Annotated in this window: 22 protein-coding genes; all 22 read left to right on the plus strand. The window is 42.4% G+C overall.

Going from position 1 to position 14,512, the window contains the following annotated elements:
- Positions 1 to 10 precede the first annotated feature (10 nt).
- The 22 genes from rpsE to NST09_RS00925 all read left to right on the plus strand — a co-directional run bounded on the left by rpsE (position 11) and on the right by NST09_RS00925 (position 14,490).
- A complete protein-coding gene (gene rpsE, locus NST09_RS00820) occupies positions 11 to 511 on the plus strand; it encodes a 30S ribosomal protein S5 (protein ID WP_007496332.1) in 501 nt (166 codons plus the stop codon).
- Positions 512 to 524: 13 nt separating this feature from the next.
- A complete protein-coding gene (rpmD, locus tag NST09_RS00825) occupies positions 525 to 707 on the plus strand; it encodes a 50S ribosomal protein L30 (RefSeq protein WP_003217067.1) in 183 nt (60 codons plus the stop codon).
- 30 nt (positions 708 to 737) lie between these two features.
- Entirely contained in the window at positions 738 to 1,178 is a 441-nt protein-coding gene (gene rplO, locus NST09_RS00830; protein ID WP_003216888.1) for a 50S ribosomal protein L15, read from the plus strand.
- 1 nt (position 1,179) lies between these two features.
- Positions 1,180 to 2,472, plus strand: a complete 1,293-nt coding sequence (secY, locus tag NST09_RS00835) for a preprotein translocase subunit SecY (protein ID WP_007496334.1) — start codon at positions 1,180 to 1,182, stop codon at positions 2,470 to 2,472.
- A gap of 55 nt (positions 2,473 to 2,527) precedes the next feature.
- Positions 2,528 to 3,181: an adenylate kinase gene (locus NST09_RS00840; protein WP_007496336.1), complete on the plus strand. Its 654-nt coding sequence runs from the start codon at positions 2,528 to 2,530 to the stop codon at positions 3,179 to 3,181.
- Positions 3,178 to 3,924: a type I methionyl aminopeptidase gene (gene map, locus NST09_RS00845; protein ID WP_007496338.1), complete on the plus strand. Its 747-nt coding sequence runs from the start codon at positions 3,178 to 3,180 to the stop codon at positions 3,922 to 3,924. The genes NST09_RS00840 and map overlap by 4 nt, the downstream gene beginning before the upstream one ends.
- Before the next feature lie 310 nt (positions 3,925 to 4,234).
- On the plus strand, positions 4,235 to 4,453 hold the full coding sequence (gene infA / locus NST09_RS00850) for a translation initiation factor IF-1 (protein ID WP_003217190.1): 219 nt from the start codon (positions 4,235 to 4,237) through the stop codon (positions 4,451 to 4,453).
- 31 nt (positions 4,454 to 4,484) lie between these two features.
- Positions 4,485 to 4,598: a 50S ribosomal protein L36 gene (gene rpmJ, locus NST09_RS00855; protein WP_003156543.1), complete on the plus strand. Its 114-nt coding sequence runs from the start codon at positions 4,485 to 4,487 to the stop codon at positions 4,596 to 4,598.
- Positions 4,599 to 4,619: 21 nt separating this feature from the next.
- Complete coding sequence (gene rpsM / locus NST09_RS00860) at positions 4,620 to 4,985, plus strand: 30S ribosomal protein S13 (protein WP_003217023.1); 366 nt, start codon at positions 4,620 to 4,622, stop codon at positions 4,983 to 4,985.
- 20 nt (positions 4,986 to 5,005) lie between these two features.
- Entirely contained in the window at positions 5,006 to 5,401 is a 396-nt protein-coding gene (gene rpsK / locus NST09_RS00865; RefSeq protein ID WP_003217231.1) for a 30S ribosomal protein S11, read from the plus strand.
- A gap of 175 nt (positions 5,402 to 5,576) precedes the next feature.
- Positions 5,577 to 6,521 (plus strand): DNA-directed RNA polymerase subunit alpha, encoded by a 945-nt coding sequence (locus NST09_RS00870; protein WP_003217009.1) that lies wholly within the window; start codon positions 5,577 to 5,579, stop codon positions 6,519 to 6,521.
- 75 nt (positions 6,522 to 6,596) lie between these two features.
- Positions 6,597 to 6,959 carry a 50S ribosomal protein L17 gene (rplQ, locus tag NST09_RS00875; RefSeq protein ID WP_003216944.1) on the plus strand — a complete coding sequence of 121 codons (363 nt, stop codon included), beginning with the start codon at positions 6,597 to 6,599 and terminating at the stop codon, positions 6,957 to 6,959.
- Positions 6,960 to 7,083: 124 nt separating this feature from the next.
- Entirely contained in the window at positions 7,084 to 7,926 is an 843-nt protein-coding gene (locus NST09_RS00880) for an energy-coupling factor ABC transporter ATP-binding protein (RefSeq protein WP_008345218.1), read from the plus strand.
- The gene (locus NST09_RS00885) at positions 7,902 to 8,771 is read left to right on the plus strand and encodes an energy-coupling factor ABC transporter ATP-binding protein (RefSeq protein ID WP_116307701.1); all 870 of its coding nucleotides are present in this window, start codon (positions 7,902 to 7,904) and stop codon (positions 8,769 to 8,771) included. The genes NST09_RS00880 and NST09_RS00885 overlap by 25 nt, the downstream gene beginning before the upstream one ends.
- Complete coding sequence (locus NST09_RS00890) at positions 8,768 to 9,565, plus strand: energy-coupling factor transporter transmembrane protein EcfT (protein WP_008345215.1); 798 nt, start codon at positions 8,768 to 8,770, stop codon at positions 9,563 to 9,565. The genes NST09_RS00885 and NST09_RS00890 overlap by 4 nt, the downstream gene beginning before the upstream one ends.
- Before the next feature lie 11 nt (positions 9,566 to 9,576).
- Positions 9,577 to 10,320: a tRNA pseudouridine(38-40) synthase TruA gene (gene truA, locus NST09_RS00895; RefSeq protein WP_035389137.1), complete on the plus strand. Its 744-nt coding sequence runs from the start codon at positions 9,577 to 9,579 to the stop codon at positions 10,318 to 10,320.
- 164 nt (positions 10,321 to 10,484) lie between these two features.
- A complete protein-coding gene (gene rplM / locus NST09_RS00900; RefSeq protein ID WP_003217042.1) occupies positions 10,485 to 10,922 on the plus strand; it encodes a 50S ribosomal protein L13 in 438 nt (145 codons plus the stop codon).
- Between the two features lie 20 nt (positions 10,923 to 10,942).
- Positions 10,943 to 11,335, plus strand: coding sequence for a 30S ribosomal protein S9 (rpsI, locus tag NST09_RS00905; protein WP_007496354.1), 393 nt, complete (start codon positions 10,943 to 10,945; stop codon positions 11,333 to 11,335).
- Positions 11,336 to 11,511: 176 nt separating this feature from the next.
- Complete coding sequence (locus NST09_RS00910) at positions 11,512 to 12,027, plus strand: GNAT family protein (protein ID WP_116307703.1); 516 nt, start codon at positions 11,512 to 11,514, stop codon at positions 12,025 to 12,027.
- A 97-nt stretch (positions 12,028 to 12,124) separates the two neighbouring features.
- Positions 12,125 to 12,871 (plus strand): amidohydrolase family protein, encoded by a 747-nt coding sequence (locus NST09_RS00915; protein WP_116307706.1) that lies wholly within the window; start codon positions 12,125 to 12,127, stop codon positions 12,869 to 12,871.
- A gap of 36 nt (positions 12,872 to 12,907) precedes the next feature.
- The gene (locus NST09_RS00920) at positions 12,908 to 13,381 is read left to right on the plus strand and encodes a GNAT family N-acetyltransferase (protein WP_210552285.1); all 474 of its coding nucleotides are present in this window, start codon (positions 12,908 to 12,910) and stop codon (positions 13,379 to 13,381) included.
- Between the two features lie 110 nt (positions 13,382 to 13,491).
- Complete coding sequence (locus NST09_RS00925; RefSeq protein WP_210552286.1) at positions 13,492 to 14,490, plus strand: serine hydrolase; 999 nt, start codon at positions 13,492 to 13,494, stop codon at positions 14,488 to 14,490.
- Positions 14,491 to 14,512: the final 22 nt, after the last annotated feature.

A 14,512-nucleotide genomic window follows, 5' to 3' on the forward strand; every position in this document is an offset into this window, starting at 1 on the left:
ACACATCCGAATGAGTCGTATTGACCCAAGCAAATTAGAGTTAGAAGAACGCTTAGTTACGGTTAACCGGGTAGCGAAAGTTGTTAAAGGTGGACGTCGTTTCCGTTTTGCAGCTTTAGTTGTTGTCGGTGACAAAAACGGTCATGTAGGATTCGGTACTGGTAAAGCACAAGAAGTACCAGAAGCGATCCGCAAAGCTGTTGAAGACGCGAAAAAGAATTTAATTGAAGTACCAATGGTTGGAACTACAATTCCACATGAAATCATCGGTCGATTCGGTGCAGGAAACGTTCTATTGAAGCCTGCTTCAGAAGGTACAGGAGTTATCGCTGGAGGCCCAGTGCGTGCGGTACTTGAGCTTGCTGGTCTAGCTGATATCCTTTCTAAATCTCTAGGTTCTAATACACCGATCAACATGATCCGCGCAACACTTCAAGGTTTAAGTGAACTTAAACGTGCTGAAGATGTAGCGAAGCTTCGTGGAAAATCTGTAGAAGACCTGTTAGGATAAGGAGGGAACAATAATGGCAAATAAATTAGAAATTACCCTCAAACGCAGTGTAATCGGTCGCCCGGAAGATCAGCGTGTCACTGTTCGTACTCTTGGTCTAAAGAAAACAAACCAAACAGTCGTACATGAAGACAATGCAGCGATCCGCGGCATGATTAACAAGGTGTCTCATTTAGTTTCTGTTAAAGAACAATAAAACATTTTTAATCGATAAGGAGGTGCCCAAATGAAACTTCATGAATTGAAGCCTTCAGAAGGTTCACGTAAAGTACGCAACCGTGTTGGTCGTGGTATTGGATCAGGTAACGGTAAAACTTCTGGTAAAGGTCATAAAGGTCAAAACGCTCGTTCTGGCGGCGGTGTACGCCCTGGATTCGAAGGTGGTCAAATGCCTTTATTCCAACGCCTTCCAAAACGTGGTTTTACAAACATCAACCGTAAAGATTACGCGGTAATCAACTTAGACAGATTAAACAGTTTTGACGAAGGAACGGAAGTCACTCCTGAACTTCTTCTAGAGACTGGTGCAATAAGCAAGTTAAAAGCAGGAGTAAAAATTCTTGGCAACGGTAAATTAGAAAAAAAATTAACTGTAAAAGCCAATAAATTCTCTGCTTCTGCTAAAGAAGCGATTGAAGCTGCTGGCGGTACAGCCGAGGTGATCTAACTTGTTTAAGACAATCTCCAATTTTATGCGTGTGAAAGATATACGGAATAAGATTATATTTACACTTTTAATGTTAGTCGTCTTTCGTATAGGTGCTTTCATCCCTGTGCCTAATGTGAACGCCGAAGTTCTCCAGGCACAGGATCAAATGAGTGTTTTCGGAATCCTCAACACGTTTGGGGGCGGGGCACTTTTCCAATTCTCCATTCTTGCAATGGGGATTATGCCGTATATCACTGCTTCGATCATCATCCAGCTCTTGCAGATGGATGTTGTACCGAAGTTTACTGAGTGGTCAAAGCAAGGAGAGGTTGGCCGCCGAAAATTAGCACAATTCACAAGGTATTTTACAATTGTTCTAGGATTTATCCAGGCGTTAGGAATGTCATATGGATTTAACAATATGGCAGGAGGCATGCTGATTGAAAACCCAGGTGTTTCAACGTATCTCTTAATTGCGGTCGTACTCACTGCGGGAACAGCATTTTTAATGTGGCTGGGAGAGCAGATTACTGCTCACGGTGTTGGTAACGGTATTTCGATTATTATCTTTGCCGGTATCATCGCAGGTATCCCTCAAACATTAAAGCAAGTGTACGCTCAGCAATTTGTAGGTGGAGATGGACAGCTGTTCATGCAAATCCTGAAAATTGCCCTTATTGTGATTGCTATTCTTGTCATTGTTATCGGTGTTATTTACATTCAAATGGCAGTGAGAAAGATTGCGATTCAGTATTCAAAAGGAACTGGCCGTGCACAAATGTCTGCTAGTCAAGCAACGCACCTTCCATTGAAAGTGAATCCAGCAGGGGTGATTCCAGTCATCTTTGCCGTTTCGTTCATTATTACTCCGCAGACGATCGCATCGTTCTTCGGAACAAATAATGTGACAACCTGGATAACTAACAACTTTGACTATACTAAGCCAATCGGTATGACGATTTATGTAGCACTGATTGTTGCTTTCACATATTTTTATGCCTTTGTCCAAGTAAACCCTGAACAAATGGCTGAAAATCTGCAAAAGCAGGGTGGCTATATCCCGGGAGTTCGTCCAGGGAAAATGACTCAAGATAGAATTACGAGCATTTTGTACCGACTCACGTTTGTGGGCGCCATTTTCTTAGCCGTGATTTCAATACTTCCTATCTTTTTCATTCAATTCGCTGGATTACCTTCCGCTGCACAAATTGGCGGCACAAGTCTTCTCATTGTTGTAGGTGTTGCACTTGAAACAATGAAACAGCTTGAAAGCCAATTAGTGAAACGAAACTACCGTGGATTTATGAAATAAAACAGAGGGCTGGGCTCCTGCCCAACCTCTCTAAGTAAGGAAGGGGAAATCCGAAATGAACTTAGTCTTAATGGGGCTTCCGGGTGCTGGTAAAGGCACTCAGGCAGAACGAATTGTTGATGATTATGGGATCCCTCATATCTCAACAGGAGATATGTTCCGTGCTGCTATGAAAGAGGAGACACAACTTGGGCTCGAAGCAAAATCCTTTATCGATAAAGGAGAGCTTGTTCCTGATGAGGTCACAATCGGTATTGTTAGAGAAAGACTTGGCAAGAATGATTGTGAACAAGGTTTTCTTCTGGACGGATTTCCGCGAACAGTCGCTCAGGCTGAAGCTTTAGAAGACATTCTAAAGGACCTTGGCAGAACGATTGATTATGTCATTAATATTAAAGTCGATAAAGATGCTTTGATGGAGCGTCTGACTGGCCGAAGAATTTGCAAAGATTGCGGAGCAACATATCATTTAGTATTCAATCCACCTGCTAAAGAAAATGTTTGTGACAAGTGTGGAGGCGAGCTTTATCAACGTGCAGATGATAATGCAGAAACCGTTTCGACAAGACTTGAAGTGAACTTAAAGCAGACTGAACCTTTACTGAACTTCTATTCAGAAAAAGGATATCTTGCAAACATTGATGGTGCGAAGCACATTAACGATGTTTACGCTGATATCAAGGACCTGCTTGGGGGATTAAATAAATGATTATCTGTAAAACTCCTCGCGAGCTTGAGATTATGAGAGAAGCTGGACGCATTGTCGCACTGACTCATGAAGAGCTGAAGAAACACATAAAACCAGGTATTTCGACAAAAGAATTGGATCAAATTGCCGAACGTTTTATTACAAAGCAGGGTGCAATCCCATCTTTTAAAGGGTATAATGGTTTTCGCGGGAGCATTTGCGTTTCGGTGAATGAAGAACTCGTTCACGGTATTCCTGGTAAACGGGTTTTACGTGATGGAGACATCATTAGTATCGATATCGGCGCAAAGTTAAATGGCTATCATGGTGACTCTGCTTGGACTTATCCAGTTGGGGTAATCAGTGATGAGGACCGCAAACTACTGGAAGTCACAGAGGAATCTCTATATAAGGGCTTACAGGAAGCAAAGCCAGGTGAACGTCTGTCAAACATTTCCCATGCCATACAAACGTATGTTGAAGGTGAGAATTTCTCAGTTGTTAGAGAATATGTTGGACATGGGGTCGGACAGGATCTTCATGAGGACCCTCAAATTCCTCATTATGGTCCGCCGAACAAAGGCCCACGGCTCAAACCTGGAATGGTGTTGGCCATCGAACCGATGGTGAACGCAGGCAGCCGATATGTGAAAACACTGGCTGATAACTGGACGGTTGTAACGGTTGATGGGAAAAAGTGTGCTCACTTTGAGCATACAATTGCGATTACAGATACAGGTTTTGATATACTGACTAAGATTTAGGTCTTCACTGAAGCCTTTCAGGCCCAAATCGGGCAGGTTGTCTGTATAGTCCAAGGAAAGAACAAGATCAGTATACAGTTGTCATCGGCGTGTTCGATGGCTGCCAAGTACTAATCGCAGACGGAGAAAAGCGTAAATTCATTCTCCTAAGAAAAAATATCAATCATTTAACCTTTTATGATTGCGTATCTCCGGAAGTTCAGAACAGTATATTCAAAACAGGTCGGGTGATAGATGGACAATTGAGAACATCTCATTTGGACATTTATCAGAGAGCAAGTTACTGATTTGAAGAAGGGAGAACACTTGAATGGCGAAAGACGATGTAATTGAAGTGGAAGGTACTGTAGCAGAAACTTTGCCAAATGCAATGTTCAAAGTTGAACTAGAGAATGGTCATACAGTTTTGGCTCATGTATCAGGAAAAATCCGTATGCACTTCATTCGCATTTTACCTGGAGACAAAGTTACGGTAGAATTATCTCCATATGACTTAACTCGTGGTAGAATTACGTACCGTTACAAATAAAGCAACTCCGGAAGAAGGAGGTTGGAAACACATGAAAGTGAGACCATCTGTTAAACCTATCTGTGAAAAATGTAAAGTGATTCGCAGAAAAGGAAAAGTAATGGTGATCTGTGAAAACCCAAAACATAAACAAAAACAAGGCTAATAACAAGGAGGTGCCCAAATCATGGCTCGTATTGCTGGTGTAGATATTCCACGTGATAAGCGTGTTGTCATTTCTTTAACATATGTTTTTGGAATTGGTCGTACGACGGCTCAACAAGTCCTTAAAGAAGCAGGTGTTTCTGAAGACACTCGCGTTCGCGATCTAACTGAAGACGAACTAGGTAAAATCCGTGATATCATTGACAAACTTAAAGTAGAAGGTGACCTTCGTCGTGAAGTTTCACTTAACATTAAGCGTCTAATTGAAATCGGAAGCTACCGCGGAATCCGTCATCGTAGAGGACTTCCTGTTCGTGGACAAAACACAAAAAACAACGCGCGCACTCGTAAAGGTCCGCGTCGTACTGTAGCTAACAAGAAAAAATAAGTAAAGGAGGTAGTTAAAGAATGGCTGCTGCTCGTAAACAAAATACGCGTAAACGTCGCGTGAAAAAGAATATTGAAGCTGGAATCGCTCATATCCGTTCCACTTTCAACAACACGATTGTAACGATTACTGATGTTCATGGAAACGCAATTTCTTGGTCAAGTGCTGGTGCATTAGGATTCAGAGGTTCTCGTAAATCTACTCCTTTCGCTGCACAAATGGCTGCTGAAACTGCTGCTAAAGGTTCTATCGAACATGGTCTTAAAACACTTGAAGTAACTGTTAAAGGTCCTGGTTCTGGTCGTGAAGCTGCAATTCGTGCGCTTCAAGCTGCAGGTCTTGAAGTTACTGCAATCAGAGACGTAACTCCAGTTCCTCATAACGGATGCCGTCCACCAAAACGTCGCCGCGTGTAATTTGTTTGTATAGATTTTGTGTCCCTGTCAATAATGGGTTATGATACAGTTATTTATGAGACGAATACACGACTCGTTGCCTGAGCACATACGGGACTAAACAATGAGGAATTTCGGATGGAATCTCATATGATTCTATTCGAGGTTTCGACGTTTTGAAGGAGGGTTTTATTAGATGATCGAAATTGAAAAACCAAAAATCGAAACGGTTGAAATCAGCGACGATGCCAAGTATGGCAAGTTTGTCGTAGAGCCACTTGAGCGTGGATATGGTACCACTTTAGGGAACTCCCTTCGTCGTATCCTTTTATCCTCACTTCCTGGTGCAGCTGTAACATCGATCCAGATAGATGGTGTCTTACACGAATTCTCAACGATCGAAGGCGTGGTTGAAGATGTTACAACGATTATCTTAAACATTAAAAAGCTTGCACTCAAAATCTACTCTGAAGAAGAGAAGACGCTTGAAATTGATGTACAAGATGAAGGAACTGTAACAGCTGCTGATATTACACACGACAGCGATATTGAAATCTTAAATCCAGATCTTCACATCGCAACTCTTGGCAAAAATGCGAGCTTCCGTGTTCGTTTGACTGCACAAAGGGGTCGTGGGTATAATCCTGCTGATGCAAACAAAAGAGACGATCAGCCTATCGGCGTGATTCCGATCGACTCAATCTATACACCTGTATCTCGTGTAACTTATCAAGTGGAGAACACCCGTGTTGGGCAAATCACAAACTATGATAAATTAACACTAGATGTATGGACTGATGGAAGCACAGGACCGAAAGAAGCGATCGCTCTAGGTTCTAAGATTTTAACTGAACACCTAAATATTTTCGTTGGGTTAACTGACGAAGCTCAGCATGCAGAAATCATGGTTGAAAAAGAAGAAGACCAAAAAGAAAAAGTGCTTGAAATGACAATTGAAGAGCTTGATCTTTCTGTTCGTTCTTACAACTGTTTGAAGCGTGCGGGTATTAACACTGTTCAAGAGCTTGCTAACAAGACAGAAGAGGATATGATGAAAGTTCGTAACCTTGGACGTAAATCTCTTGAAGAAGTGAAAGCGAAACTAGAAGAACTTGGACTGGGTCTTCGTAAAGACGATTGACTAGTTTCATTGTGAACTAGGATTTTCGTGTGTTTTTTATTCATACAGCATCTCTAATTAAGGAGGGGACATCACATGGCATACAGAAAGCTAGGACGCACTAGTGCACAACGTAAAGCAATGCTTCGTGACCTAACGACTGATTTGATCATCAACGAACGCATCGAAACAACTGAAACACGTGCGAAAGAACTTCGCTCTGTAGTTGAAAAAATGATCACTCTTGGCAAACGCGGAGATCTTCATGCTCGCCGTCAAGCTGCAGCTTACATTCGTAACGAAGTAGCTAACGCTGAAACAAACCAAGATGCACTTCAAAAATTATTCGCTGACGTTGCAACTCGCTACGAAGATCGCCAAGGTGGATACACTCGTATCATGAAGCTTGGACCTCGTCGCGGCGATGGCGCACCAATGGCTGTCATTGAATTAGTTTAATCACATATCGTGTATCTAAGAAAGGGCGGGACAGTTCATAACTGGATCTATGCCCTTTTTTAGATACTACGGCTTTTTAGCAATAGGCAAAGTAGAGGTTGAGCTGAGAGGAGGTCCGGTAGAGATGGAGAAGACATTAATTGACGTAAAAGACATTGTATTTCGTTATCACAAAGATGCGGACAAGCCCGCTTTAGACCAAGTGTCATTGCATGTGAATCAAAATGAATGGCTTGCCATTGTTGGCCACAACGGTTCAGGTAAATCCACACTTGCCCGTGTACTGAATGGGCTCATTTTACCGGATGCAGGAACGGTCAAGGTTGGTGAGATTGAGCTGAAAGAAGAAAGTGTTTGGGATATTCGCAAAAAGGTCGGCATGGTCTTTCAAAACCCAGACAACCAATTCGTTGGCTCAACGGTTCGTGATGATGTGGCTTTTGGTTTAGAAAATAACGGGGTTGAGCGGGAATTGATGATAGAGCGTGTAGATTGGGCTGTCAAACAGGTCAATATGCAGGAGTTTCTTGATCAAGAGCCGCACCATCTATCAGGCGGGCAAAAGCAGAGAGTAGCGATCGCTGGTGTACTTGCCGCAAGCCCTGACATCATGATCTTGGATGAAGCAACATCAATGCTTGATCCGATTGGCCGTGAAGAAGTGTTAGAAACCGTCAGACTGCTGAAGGAACAAGGAACGGTCACGGTCATTTCCATCACACATGATTTAGACGAGGCTGCGAAGGCAGACCGCGTTATTGTGATGAATGGTGGGAAGAAATTTGCCGAGGGAACACCAGAGGAAGTATTTGAACTAGATGAACAGCTGGTTCAGATTGGACTTGATCTGCCATTTTCCTACCGGTTGAGTAAGCAATTGAAGCAGCAAGGTGTGCCGCTTGCAAATGCCCATTTGACACAAGAAGGATTGGTGAAAGAGCTATGGACATTACGATCAAAGAATTAGAGCATCGTTATCAAATGAAAACGCCGTTTGAGCGTCTCGCTTTGTATGATGTCAATGCTTCCATCAAAGAAGGCAGCTATGTTGCTGTCATCGGTCATACGGGTTCTGGCAAGTCGACATTGCTGCAACATTTAAATGGACTGCTCAAACCAACAAAGGGGAGCATTGCGCTTGGAGATACAGTCTTACAAGCCAATAAAAAGCAGAAGGAACTGAAATCTCTTCGCAAAAAGGTAGGTATCGTGTTTCAGTTTCCTGAACATCAGCTCTTTGAGGAGACGATTCTGAAGGATATCTGTTTTGGTCCGATGAATTTCGGCGTTCTAAAAGAAAAGGCAGAAGCCAAGGCTAAAGAGATGCTGAAGCTTGTAGGCCTTCCTGAATCCTTGTTATCTCGATCACCCTTTGAATTAAGCGGTGGTCAAATGAGACGTGTGGCGATTGCAGGTGTTCTAGCGATGGAGCCAGAAGTGCTTGTGCTTGATGAGCCGACTGCGGGATTAGATCCACGCGGACGTAAAGAAATCATGGACATGTTCTATGAGCTTCATCAAAAAGCCAACCTGACGACGATCCTTGTGACACACAGTATGGAAGATGCCGCTCATTATGCGGATCAAATGATTGTGATGCACAAAGGAACAGTGAAGGCGACAGGTACGCCGAGGGAGCTATTTGCCAATCGTACAGACATGTCTTCTTTCGGACTGGACCTCCCGGAAACGATCAAATTCCAGCAGGCTGTCGAAGAAAAGCTTGGGATGACGTTTCCAAGACCGCTTCTGACCATGGATGAAATGGCAGAAGCCTTAACAGCTTTATATCAGGAGGACACGACATCATGATGGATAGTATGATTATCGGCAAATATGTGCCGGGTACATCTTTTGTCCATCGTCTTGATCCAAGGACAAAGCTGTTATCAATTTTCTTTTTTGTCTTTATTGTCTTTTTTGCGAATAACTACATCACTTACGGGCTTTTAGGTGTCTTCACTATTCTTGTGGTGATGGTGTCTCAGGTGCCGCTGTACTTTATTCTCAAAGGAATGAAACCCATCCTTTGGATTGTTCTGTTTACCTTTATTCTGCATATCTTCATGACAAAGGATGGCGCTTTGCTCTTTCACTTTGGTTTTCTGAATATTTATGAAGAAGGTCTAAAACAGGGGATTTTCATTTCACTCCGTTTTGTCTATCTCATCATGATGACAACACTTCTGACGTTGACCACAACACCTATTGAAGTGACAGACGGTATGGAGAAGCTGCTGCATCCTTTCCGTAAAATCAAGCTACCTGTTCATGAACTTGCTCTTATGATGTCTATCTCTCTTCGATTTATTCCGACTTTACTCGAAGAAACAGACAAAATCATGAAAGCACAAATGGCAAGAGGTGTTGATTTTACAAGCGGACCCGTGAAAGATCGTTTAAAAGCGATTGTTCCATTGCTTGTCCCGCTTTTCGTCAGTGCGTTTAAGCGTGCGGAGGAATTGGCGACCGCTATGGAAGCGAGAGGCTACCGCGGGGGAGAAGGGCGTACGAAATACCGTCAGCTTGTCTGGGGCATGAAAGACACGTTCACGTTGCTTTTATTCATCCTGTTAACAGCACTCCTTGTGCTGCTTAGAAATTAGGTGATGCCTAGATGAAAGTAAAATGTACCGTATCATACGATGGGACACATTTTAAAGGGTATCAAGTGCAACCAGGACAGCGAACCATTCAGACGGAGATTGAATCTGCCCTTGCTAGAATGCATAAACAAGACGAACTGATTCCGATTGTGGCTTCTGGCCGGACAGACAGTGGCGTTCACGCAAAGGGGCAGGTCATCCATTTTGACACCCCGCTTGCCATCCCGATGGAGAGATGGCCGTTTGCCCTCAACAGCTTGCTGCCAGATGACATTCGTGTTCTAAAGGCTGAAGAAGTGGATGAGTCGTTTCATGCCAGATTTGGTGTTGTGTCGAAGGAGTACCGTTATAGGGTCTCAACGGAAACGCACCAAAATGTGTTTACGAGACAGTATGCCTGTCACTATCCTTATCCGCTGGATGTCGACAAAATGAGAGAAGCTGCTGGGCACCTCATTGGCACACACGATTTCACAAGCTTTTGTGCGGCCAATACAGAGGTTCAAGACAAGGTGAGGGAGATTTACGCCCTTGAGTGGAAAAACGTCTCAGACGGGCTTGAAATGCGTGTGAGAGGGAATGGCTTTTTATACAACATGGTGCGAATTATAGCCGGCACGTTACTTGAAATTGGTTCTGGTAAATTTCACCCTGAGGAGATAAAAGCCATGCTTGCCGCCCGAAATCGCGAAGCGGCAGGCAAGACTGCGCCCAGTCACGGACTGTATTTATGGGAAGTTTTCTATGACAACTAAACCAGGTGTAACATGTTCTTGACACAGGAAGCAGAAAGTTATAAGATATCATATGGTATGTATTTCAACCCCACAAATAAGCCCCGGAAGACTTATCTGTGTTTTGAAATAGAACGTAGCATTTGATTCAGGAAAATTCATTGATTTATTTAGGAGGGAAACTCATGCGTACAACACCAATGGCGAACGCAAGCACAATTGAGCGCAAATGGCTAGTGGTTGATGCGGCAGGTAAGACTCTAGGTCGTCTTTCTACTGAAGTAGCATCACTTTTGCGCGGTAAGCACAAACCAACTTATACACCACACGTTGACACAGGTGATCACGTGATCATCATCAATGCTGAGAAAATTGAATTAACAGGTAAGAAATTGACGGACAAAATTTACTACCGTCATACGATGCACCCAGGTGGTTTGAAACAAAGAACTGCTCTTGAGATGCGTACAAACTACCCTGAAAAAATGTTGGAGCTTGCTATCAAAGGTATGCTTCCAAAGGGTCCACTAGGTCGTCAAATGTTCAAAAAATTAAATGTGTACCGTGGTTCTGAGCATCCACATCAAGCACAACAACCTGAAGTTTACGAACTTCGCGGTTAATTATAAGGGAGGTTAACAATTTGGCACAGGTTCAATATTACGGTACAGGTCGTCGTAAAAGTTCTGTAGCGCGCGTTCGCTTAGTTCCAGGTGAAGGCCGTATCGTCGTTAATAATCGTGAAATTACTGAATACATTCCATTCGCTGCTTTAATCGAAGACGTGAAACAGCCTTTGAACATCACAGAAACAGCTAACAGCTACGATGTTCTTGTAAATGTTCACGGTGGTGGATTCTCTGGTCAAGCTGGAGCAATTCGTCACGGTATCTCTCGTGCTCTTCTAGAAGTAGATCCTGAGTACCGTACACCACTTAAACGTGCTGGACTTCTTACTCGTGACTCTCGTATGAAAGAGCGTAAGAAATACGGTCTTAAAGGCGCACGTCGCGCACCTCAGTTCTCAAAACGTTAATCAATTTTATATTGTATGGACGTTTTACAAAGGTTTGTACAGACAAACCCTATATGAAAAGCATCAGCATCCTGCTGGTGCTTTTTTATTTGTGTTTTTTTCTGTCTGGAAACATATAAAATAGGATCATAGTCAGGTTTCTGTTTAACAAATGATGTTAAAGGGGGATGGCATTTATGAATCTAACAACAGAAAGATGTCTCATTCGACCGTTTATTGAGGATGATTGGCAGGATGTCTATGCATATACATCTGATCTAGCGGTGATGAAGTATATGCCAGAAGGTGTTTTTTCTAGAGAAGAGGCGCAGGAATTTGTCAAAAATAATCGTCTTAAGACGGCCAAGAATTTTGCTGTTCTATTAAAAGAAGATCATACATGCATCGGGCATATCGTGTTTCATCCTTACTTTGGTGAGCACACATATGAAATTGGCTGGGTCTTCAACTCTGCATATCAAAACAAAGGCTATGCATCAGAAGCTGCATTTGCTGTCCTACATCATGGTTTTCACACAATGAATTTACATCGAATCATTGCCACTTGTCAGCCTGAAAATGTGCCGTCATGGAGAGTGATGGAGAAAATGGGTATGAGGAGAGAGGGATATTTTAAAAAATGTATACCACAAGGAAATGAGTGGTGGGATGAGTTTTATTATGCCATCTTACGAGAGGAATGGAAAACTTGATAAGTTTTCATGATATGAAGTAATTCGTCATTCCAAATATCCCTTGGCTTTCTCTATTGATATAATCAGGTCAAATAAGCAGAAGAGGGGCGCGGGCATGAGGATCTTTGATGCACATTTCCATATCATTGATTTTAATTTTCCCATTCAAGAAAACCAAGGATATACACCGCCGAGTTATGTGGTGAATGATTATAGGAGAGAGACGGCTGATTTGGGGATTGTAGGTGGAGCGATTGTGTCAGGGTCATTTCAGGGTTTTGATCAAGGCTATTTGTTGAAAGCACTAGATGAAATGGGACCGACTTTTTGCGGTGTGACACAATTACCTTTTACAGCAACTGACGATGAGATTGTTCATTTGGATCAACATGGGGTCAAAGCTTTACGTTTTAATGTGAAGCGGGGCGGTTCGGAGGATATTTCAAAGCTCGACTATTTTGCGAGAAGGGTGTATGAGCTGGTGGGCTGGCATAGTGAGCTCTACATAGACGCTAAGCATCTCCCTGACATCTCACCTACGCTTGAACAGCTACCGGCTATTTCGATTGATCATTTAGGCTTATCTGAAGAAGGTTTGCCGCATTTGCTCAAGCTGGTTGATAAAGGGGTTCGGGTAAAAGCAACTGGTTTTGGGCGAGTCGATTTAAACGTGGAACATGCATTGACGTCCATTTATCAAACGAATCCTGATGCATTGATGTTTGGTACAGACCTTCCATCTACAAGGGCGAAACGTCCATTTGAATACGGTGATGTTGAGTTGATTCAACGGATGTTTGATGAGGAAGCGGTGGATAAAATTTTATATGAGAACGCGATCAATTGGTATTTTGGCAAATGAATAAAGGCTTCCATTCCGTGATAGGAGGTGTGTTCATTGAATCTGAATCAATTGACATTTAGAGAAGCCGTCCAAGGAGACCTCGACAACATCGTTTTGATGCTTTCAGATGACAAATTAGGCCAAAAGAGAGAACGCTACACTCGTCCATTATTAGAAAGCTATCTCAATGCCTTTCATTCGATCGAAGCGGATCCCAATATTGAACTAATCGTGGCTTGTGATCGGGAAGAGGTAGTCGGGGTTCTCCAATTAACAATGACTCCATTTCTAACGTATCAAGGAGGATGGAGAGCTTCAATAGAAGGAGTTCGTACAGCCTCGACTCATAGAGGGAAAGGAATTGGCACATTGTTGATCAAACGGGCCATTCAACGAGCAAGTGACAGCGGGTGTCATATGATCCAGCTGACAACTGACAAACAGAGGCCAGAAGCACGCCGTTTTTACGAAAAGTTGGGATTTGAAGCTACGCATGATGGGATGAAGCTGCAGCTTCTTCGTAAATAAACACACCAAGAAGCAAAGGTATTCACAACCCTTTGCTTTTTTGTGCCTTTGTTTCAAATTTTTGTTATATTGGAGACGAGAATCTATAGTGGTTTGGAAAGGAGAAACATTTGAAGAAAACAAAAGAGGATCTTTTGACATTTGTCAGGAAAAACAAAAAGAACGTATCAGTAACAATTATTGAAAATGAAGATGTGGTATTAGAATGGAATGGTAATCAAAAAACACCACTTGCAAGTACGATGAAATTAATGGTTTTGTTTCATTTTGTTAAAGCTGTATCCAGCGATGACATCAAGCTAGATGAAAAAGTGACATTGTCTGATATAGAGCGGTTTTATATTGATAGAACCGATGGCGGTGCTCACACATACTGGCTGGAGGTCAACGATTTTTCTGAGCATGCAACTTTATTAGATGTTGCCAAAGGGATGATGCAATTCAGTTCGAATGCTTGTACTGATTATTTGATTGACCTGCTGGGCTTAGAGAAGATCAATAATCAGATGAAACAAGCAGGTCTTACAGAACATGATGAACTCATGCCGCTGACACCCAAGGTTTTGTGGCCAGCCTATGTATCTGATCATGAGCAGGATGCATTAAAGCAAATAAGCGATGTAACTGATGAACAATACAAATCTCTGATGATTGAGATTTTTCATATCATGAAAAATGACCCGGAGCATAAAAAGGCGTTAGAAGAAACATTGATGAAAAAGAACTTGTTAAGCTTGCGTATTCAATCTTTACTGACGCAAAAGATGACAAGGTCTACAACGAATCAATATGCACATTTTATGAAACGTCTACAGGATGAGCTGTTAACAACAGAAGAAAAGCGTCTTTTTAGCCAAATTGTGCTGGGAGAAATATTGAAGACGGAAACAGATCAATATATTTGGTATAAAGGTGGATCGACGTTGTTTGTTGTCACTGCTGCTTTATATCGAAAAACGGATACATCAACTATATCGATTTCTCTATTCATCAATGACCTGAAAGCGGAGAATTCTCACTGGATGGGGGAAGTGTTCGATGAATTTATACTTACCGTAGTAGCAGATCAAAACTTTCGACAACGATTGATTCAAGCTTTTACTACATAATTATCAAAAAACAGAGGGTGAC

This window comes from Bacillus sp. FSL W7-1346 (assembly GCF_038593335.1).
GTDB lineage: Bacteria > Bacillota > Bacilli > Bacillales > Bacillaceae > Bacillus > Bacillus altitudinis.

Bases quoted from the DNA above. Each gene is read 5' to 3' on its own strand.
- rpsE (WP_007496332.1), top strand. From the start codon at position 11: ATGAGTCGTATTGACCCAAGCAAATTAGAGTTAGAAGAACGCTTAGTT.
- rpmD (WP_003217067.1), top strand. From the start codon at position 525: ATGGCAAATAAATTAGAAATTACCCTCAAACGCAGTGTAATCGGTCGC.
- rplO (WP_003216888.1), top strand. From the start codon at position 738: ATGAAACTTCATGAATTGAAGCCTTCAGAAGGTTCACGTAAAGTACGC.
- NST09_RS00840 (WP_007496336.1), top strand. From the start codon at position 2,528: ATGAACTTAGTCTTAATGGGGCTTCCGGGTGCTGGTAAAGGCACTCAG.
- map (WP_007496338.1), top strand. From the start codon at position 3,178: ATGATTATCTGTAAAACTCCTCGCGAGCTTGAGATTATGAGAGAAGCT.
- infA (WP_003217190.1), top strand. From the start codon at position 4,235: ATGGCGAAAGACGATGTAATTGAAGTGGAAGGTACTGTAGCAGAAACT.
- rpmJ (WP_003156543.1), top strand. From the start codon at position 4,485: ATGAAAGTGAGACCATCTGTTAAACCTATCTGTGAAAAATGTAAAGTG.
- rpsM (WP_003217023.1), top strand. From the start codon at position 4,620: ATGGCTCGTATTGCTGGTGTAGATATTCCACGTGATAAGCGTGTTGTC.
- rpsK (WP_003217231.1), top strand. From the start codon at position 5,006: ATGGCTGCTGCTCGTAAACAAAATACGCGTAAACGTCGCGTGAAAAAG.
- NST09_RS00870 (WP_003217009.1), top strand. From the start codon at position 5,577: ATGATCGAAATTGAAAAACCAAAAATCGAAACGGTTGAAATCAGCGAC.
- rplQ (WP_003216944.1), top strand. From the start codon at position 6,597: ATGGCATACAGAAAGCTAGGACGCACTAGTGCACAACGTAAAGCAATG.
- NST09_RS00880 (WP_008345218.1), top strand. From the start codon at position 7,084: ATGGAGAAGACATTAATTGACGTAAAAGACATTGTATTTCGTTATCAC.
- NST09_RS00885 (WP_116307701.1), top strand. From the start codon at position 7,902: ATGGACATTACGATCAAAGAATTAGAGCATCGTTATCAAATGAAAACG.
- NST09_RS00890 (WP_008345215.1), top strand. From the start codon at position 8,768: ATGATGGATAGTATGATTATCGGCAAATATGTGCCGGGTACATCTTTT.
- truA (WP_035389137.1), top strand. From the start codon at position 9,577: ATGAAAGTAAAATGTACCGTATCATACGATGGGACACATTTTAAAGGG.
- rplM (WP_003217042.1), top strand. From the start codon at position 10,485: ATGCGTACAACACCAATGGCGAACGCAAGCACAATTGAGCGCAAATGG.
- NST09_RS00910 (WP_116307703.1), top strand. From the start codon at position 11,512: ATGAATCTAACAACAGAAAGATGTCTCATTCGACCGTTTATTGAGGAT.
- NST09_RS00915 (WP_116307706.1), top strand. From the start codon at position 12,125: ATGAGGATCTTTGATGCACATTTCCATATCATTGATTTTAATTTTCCC.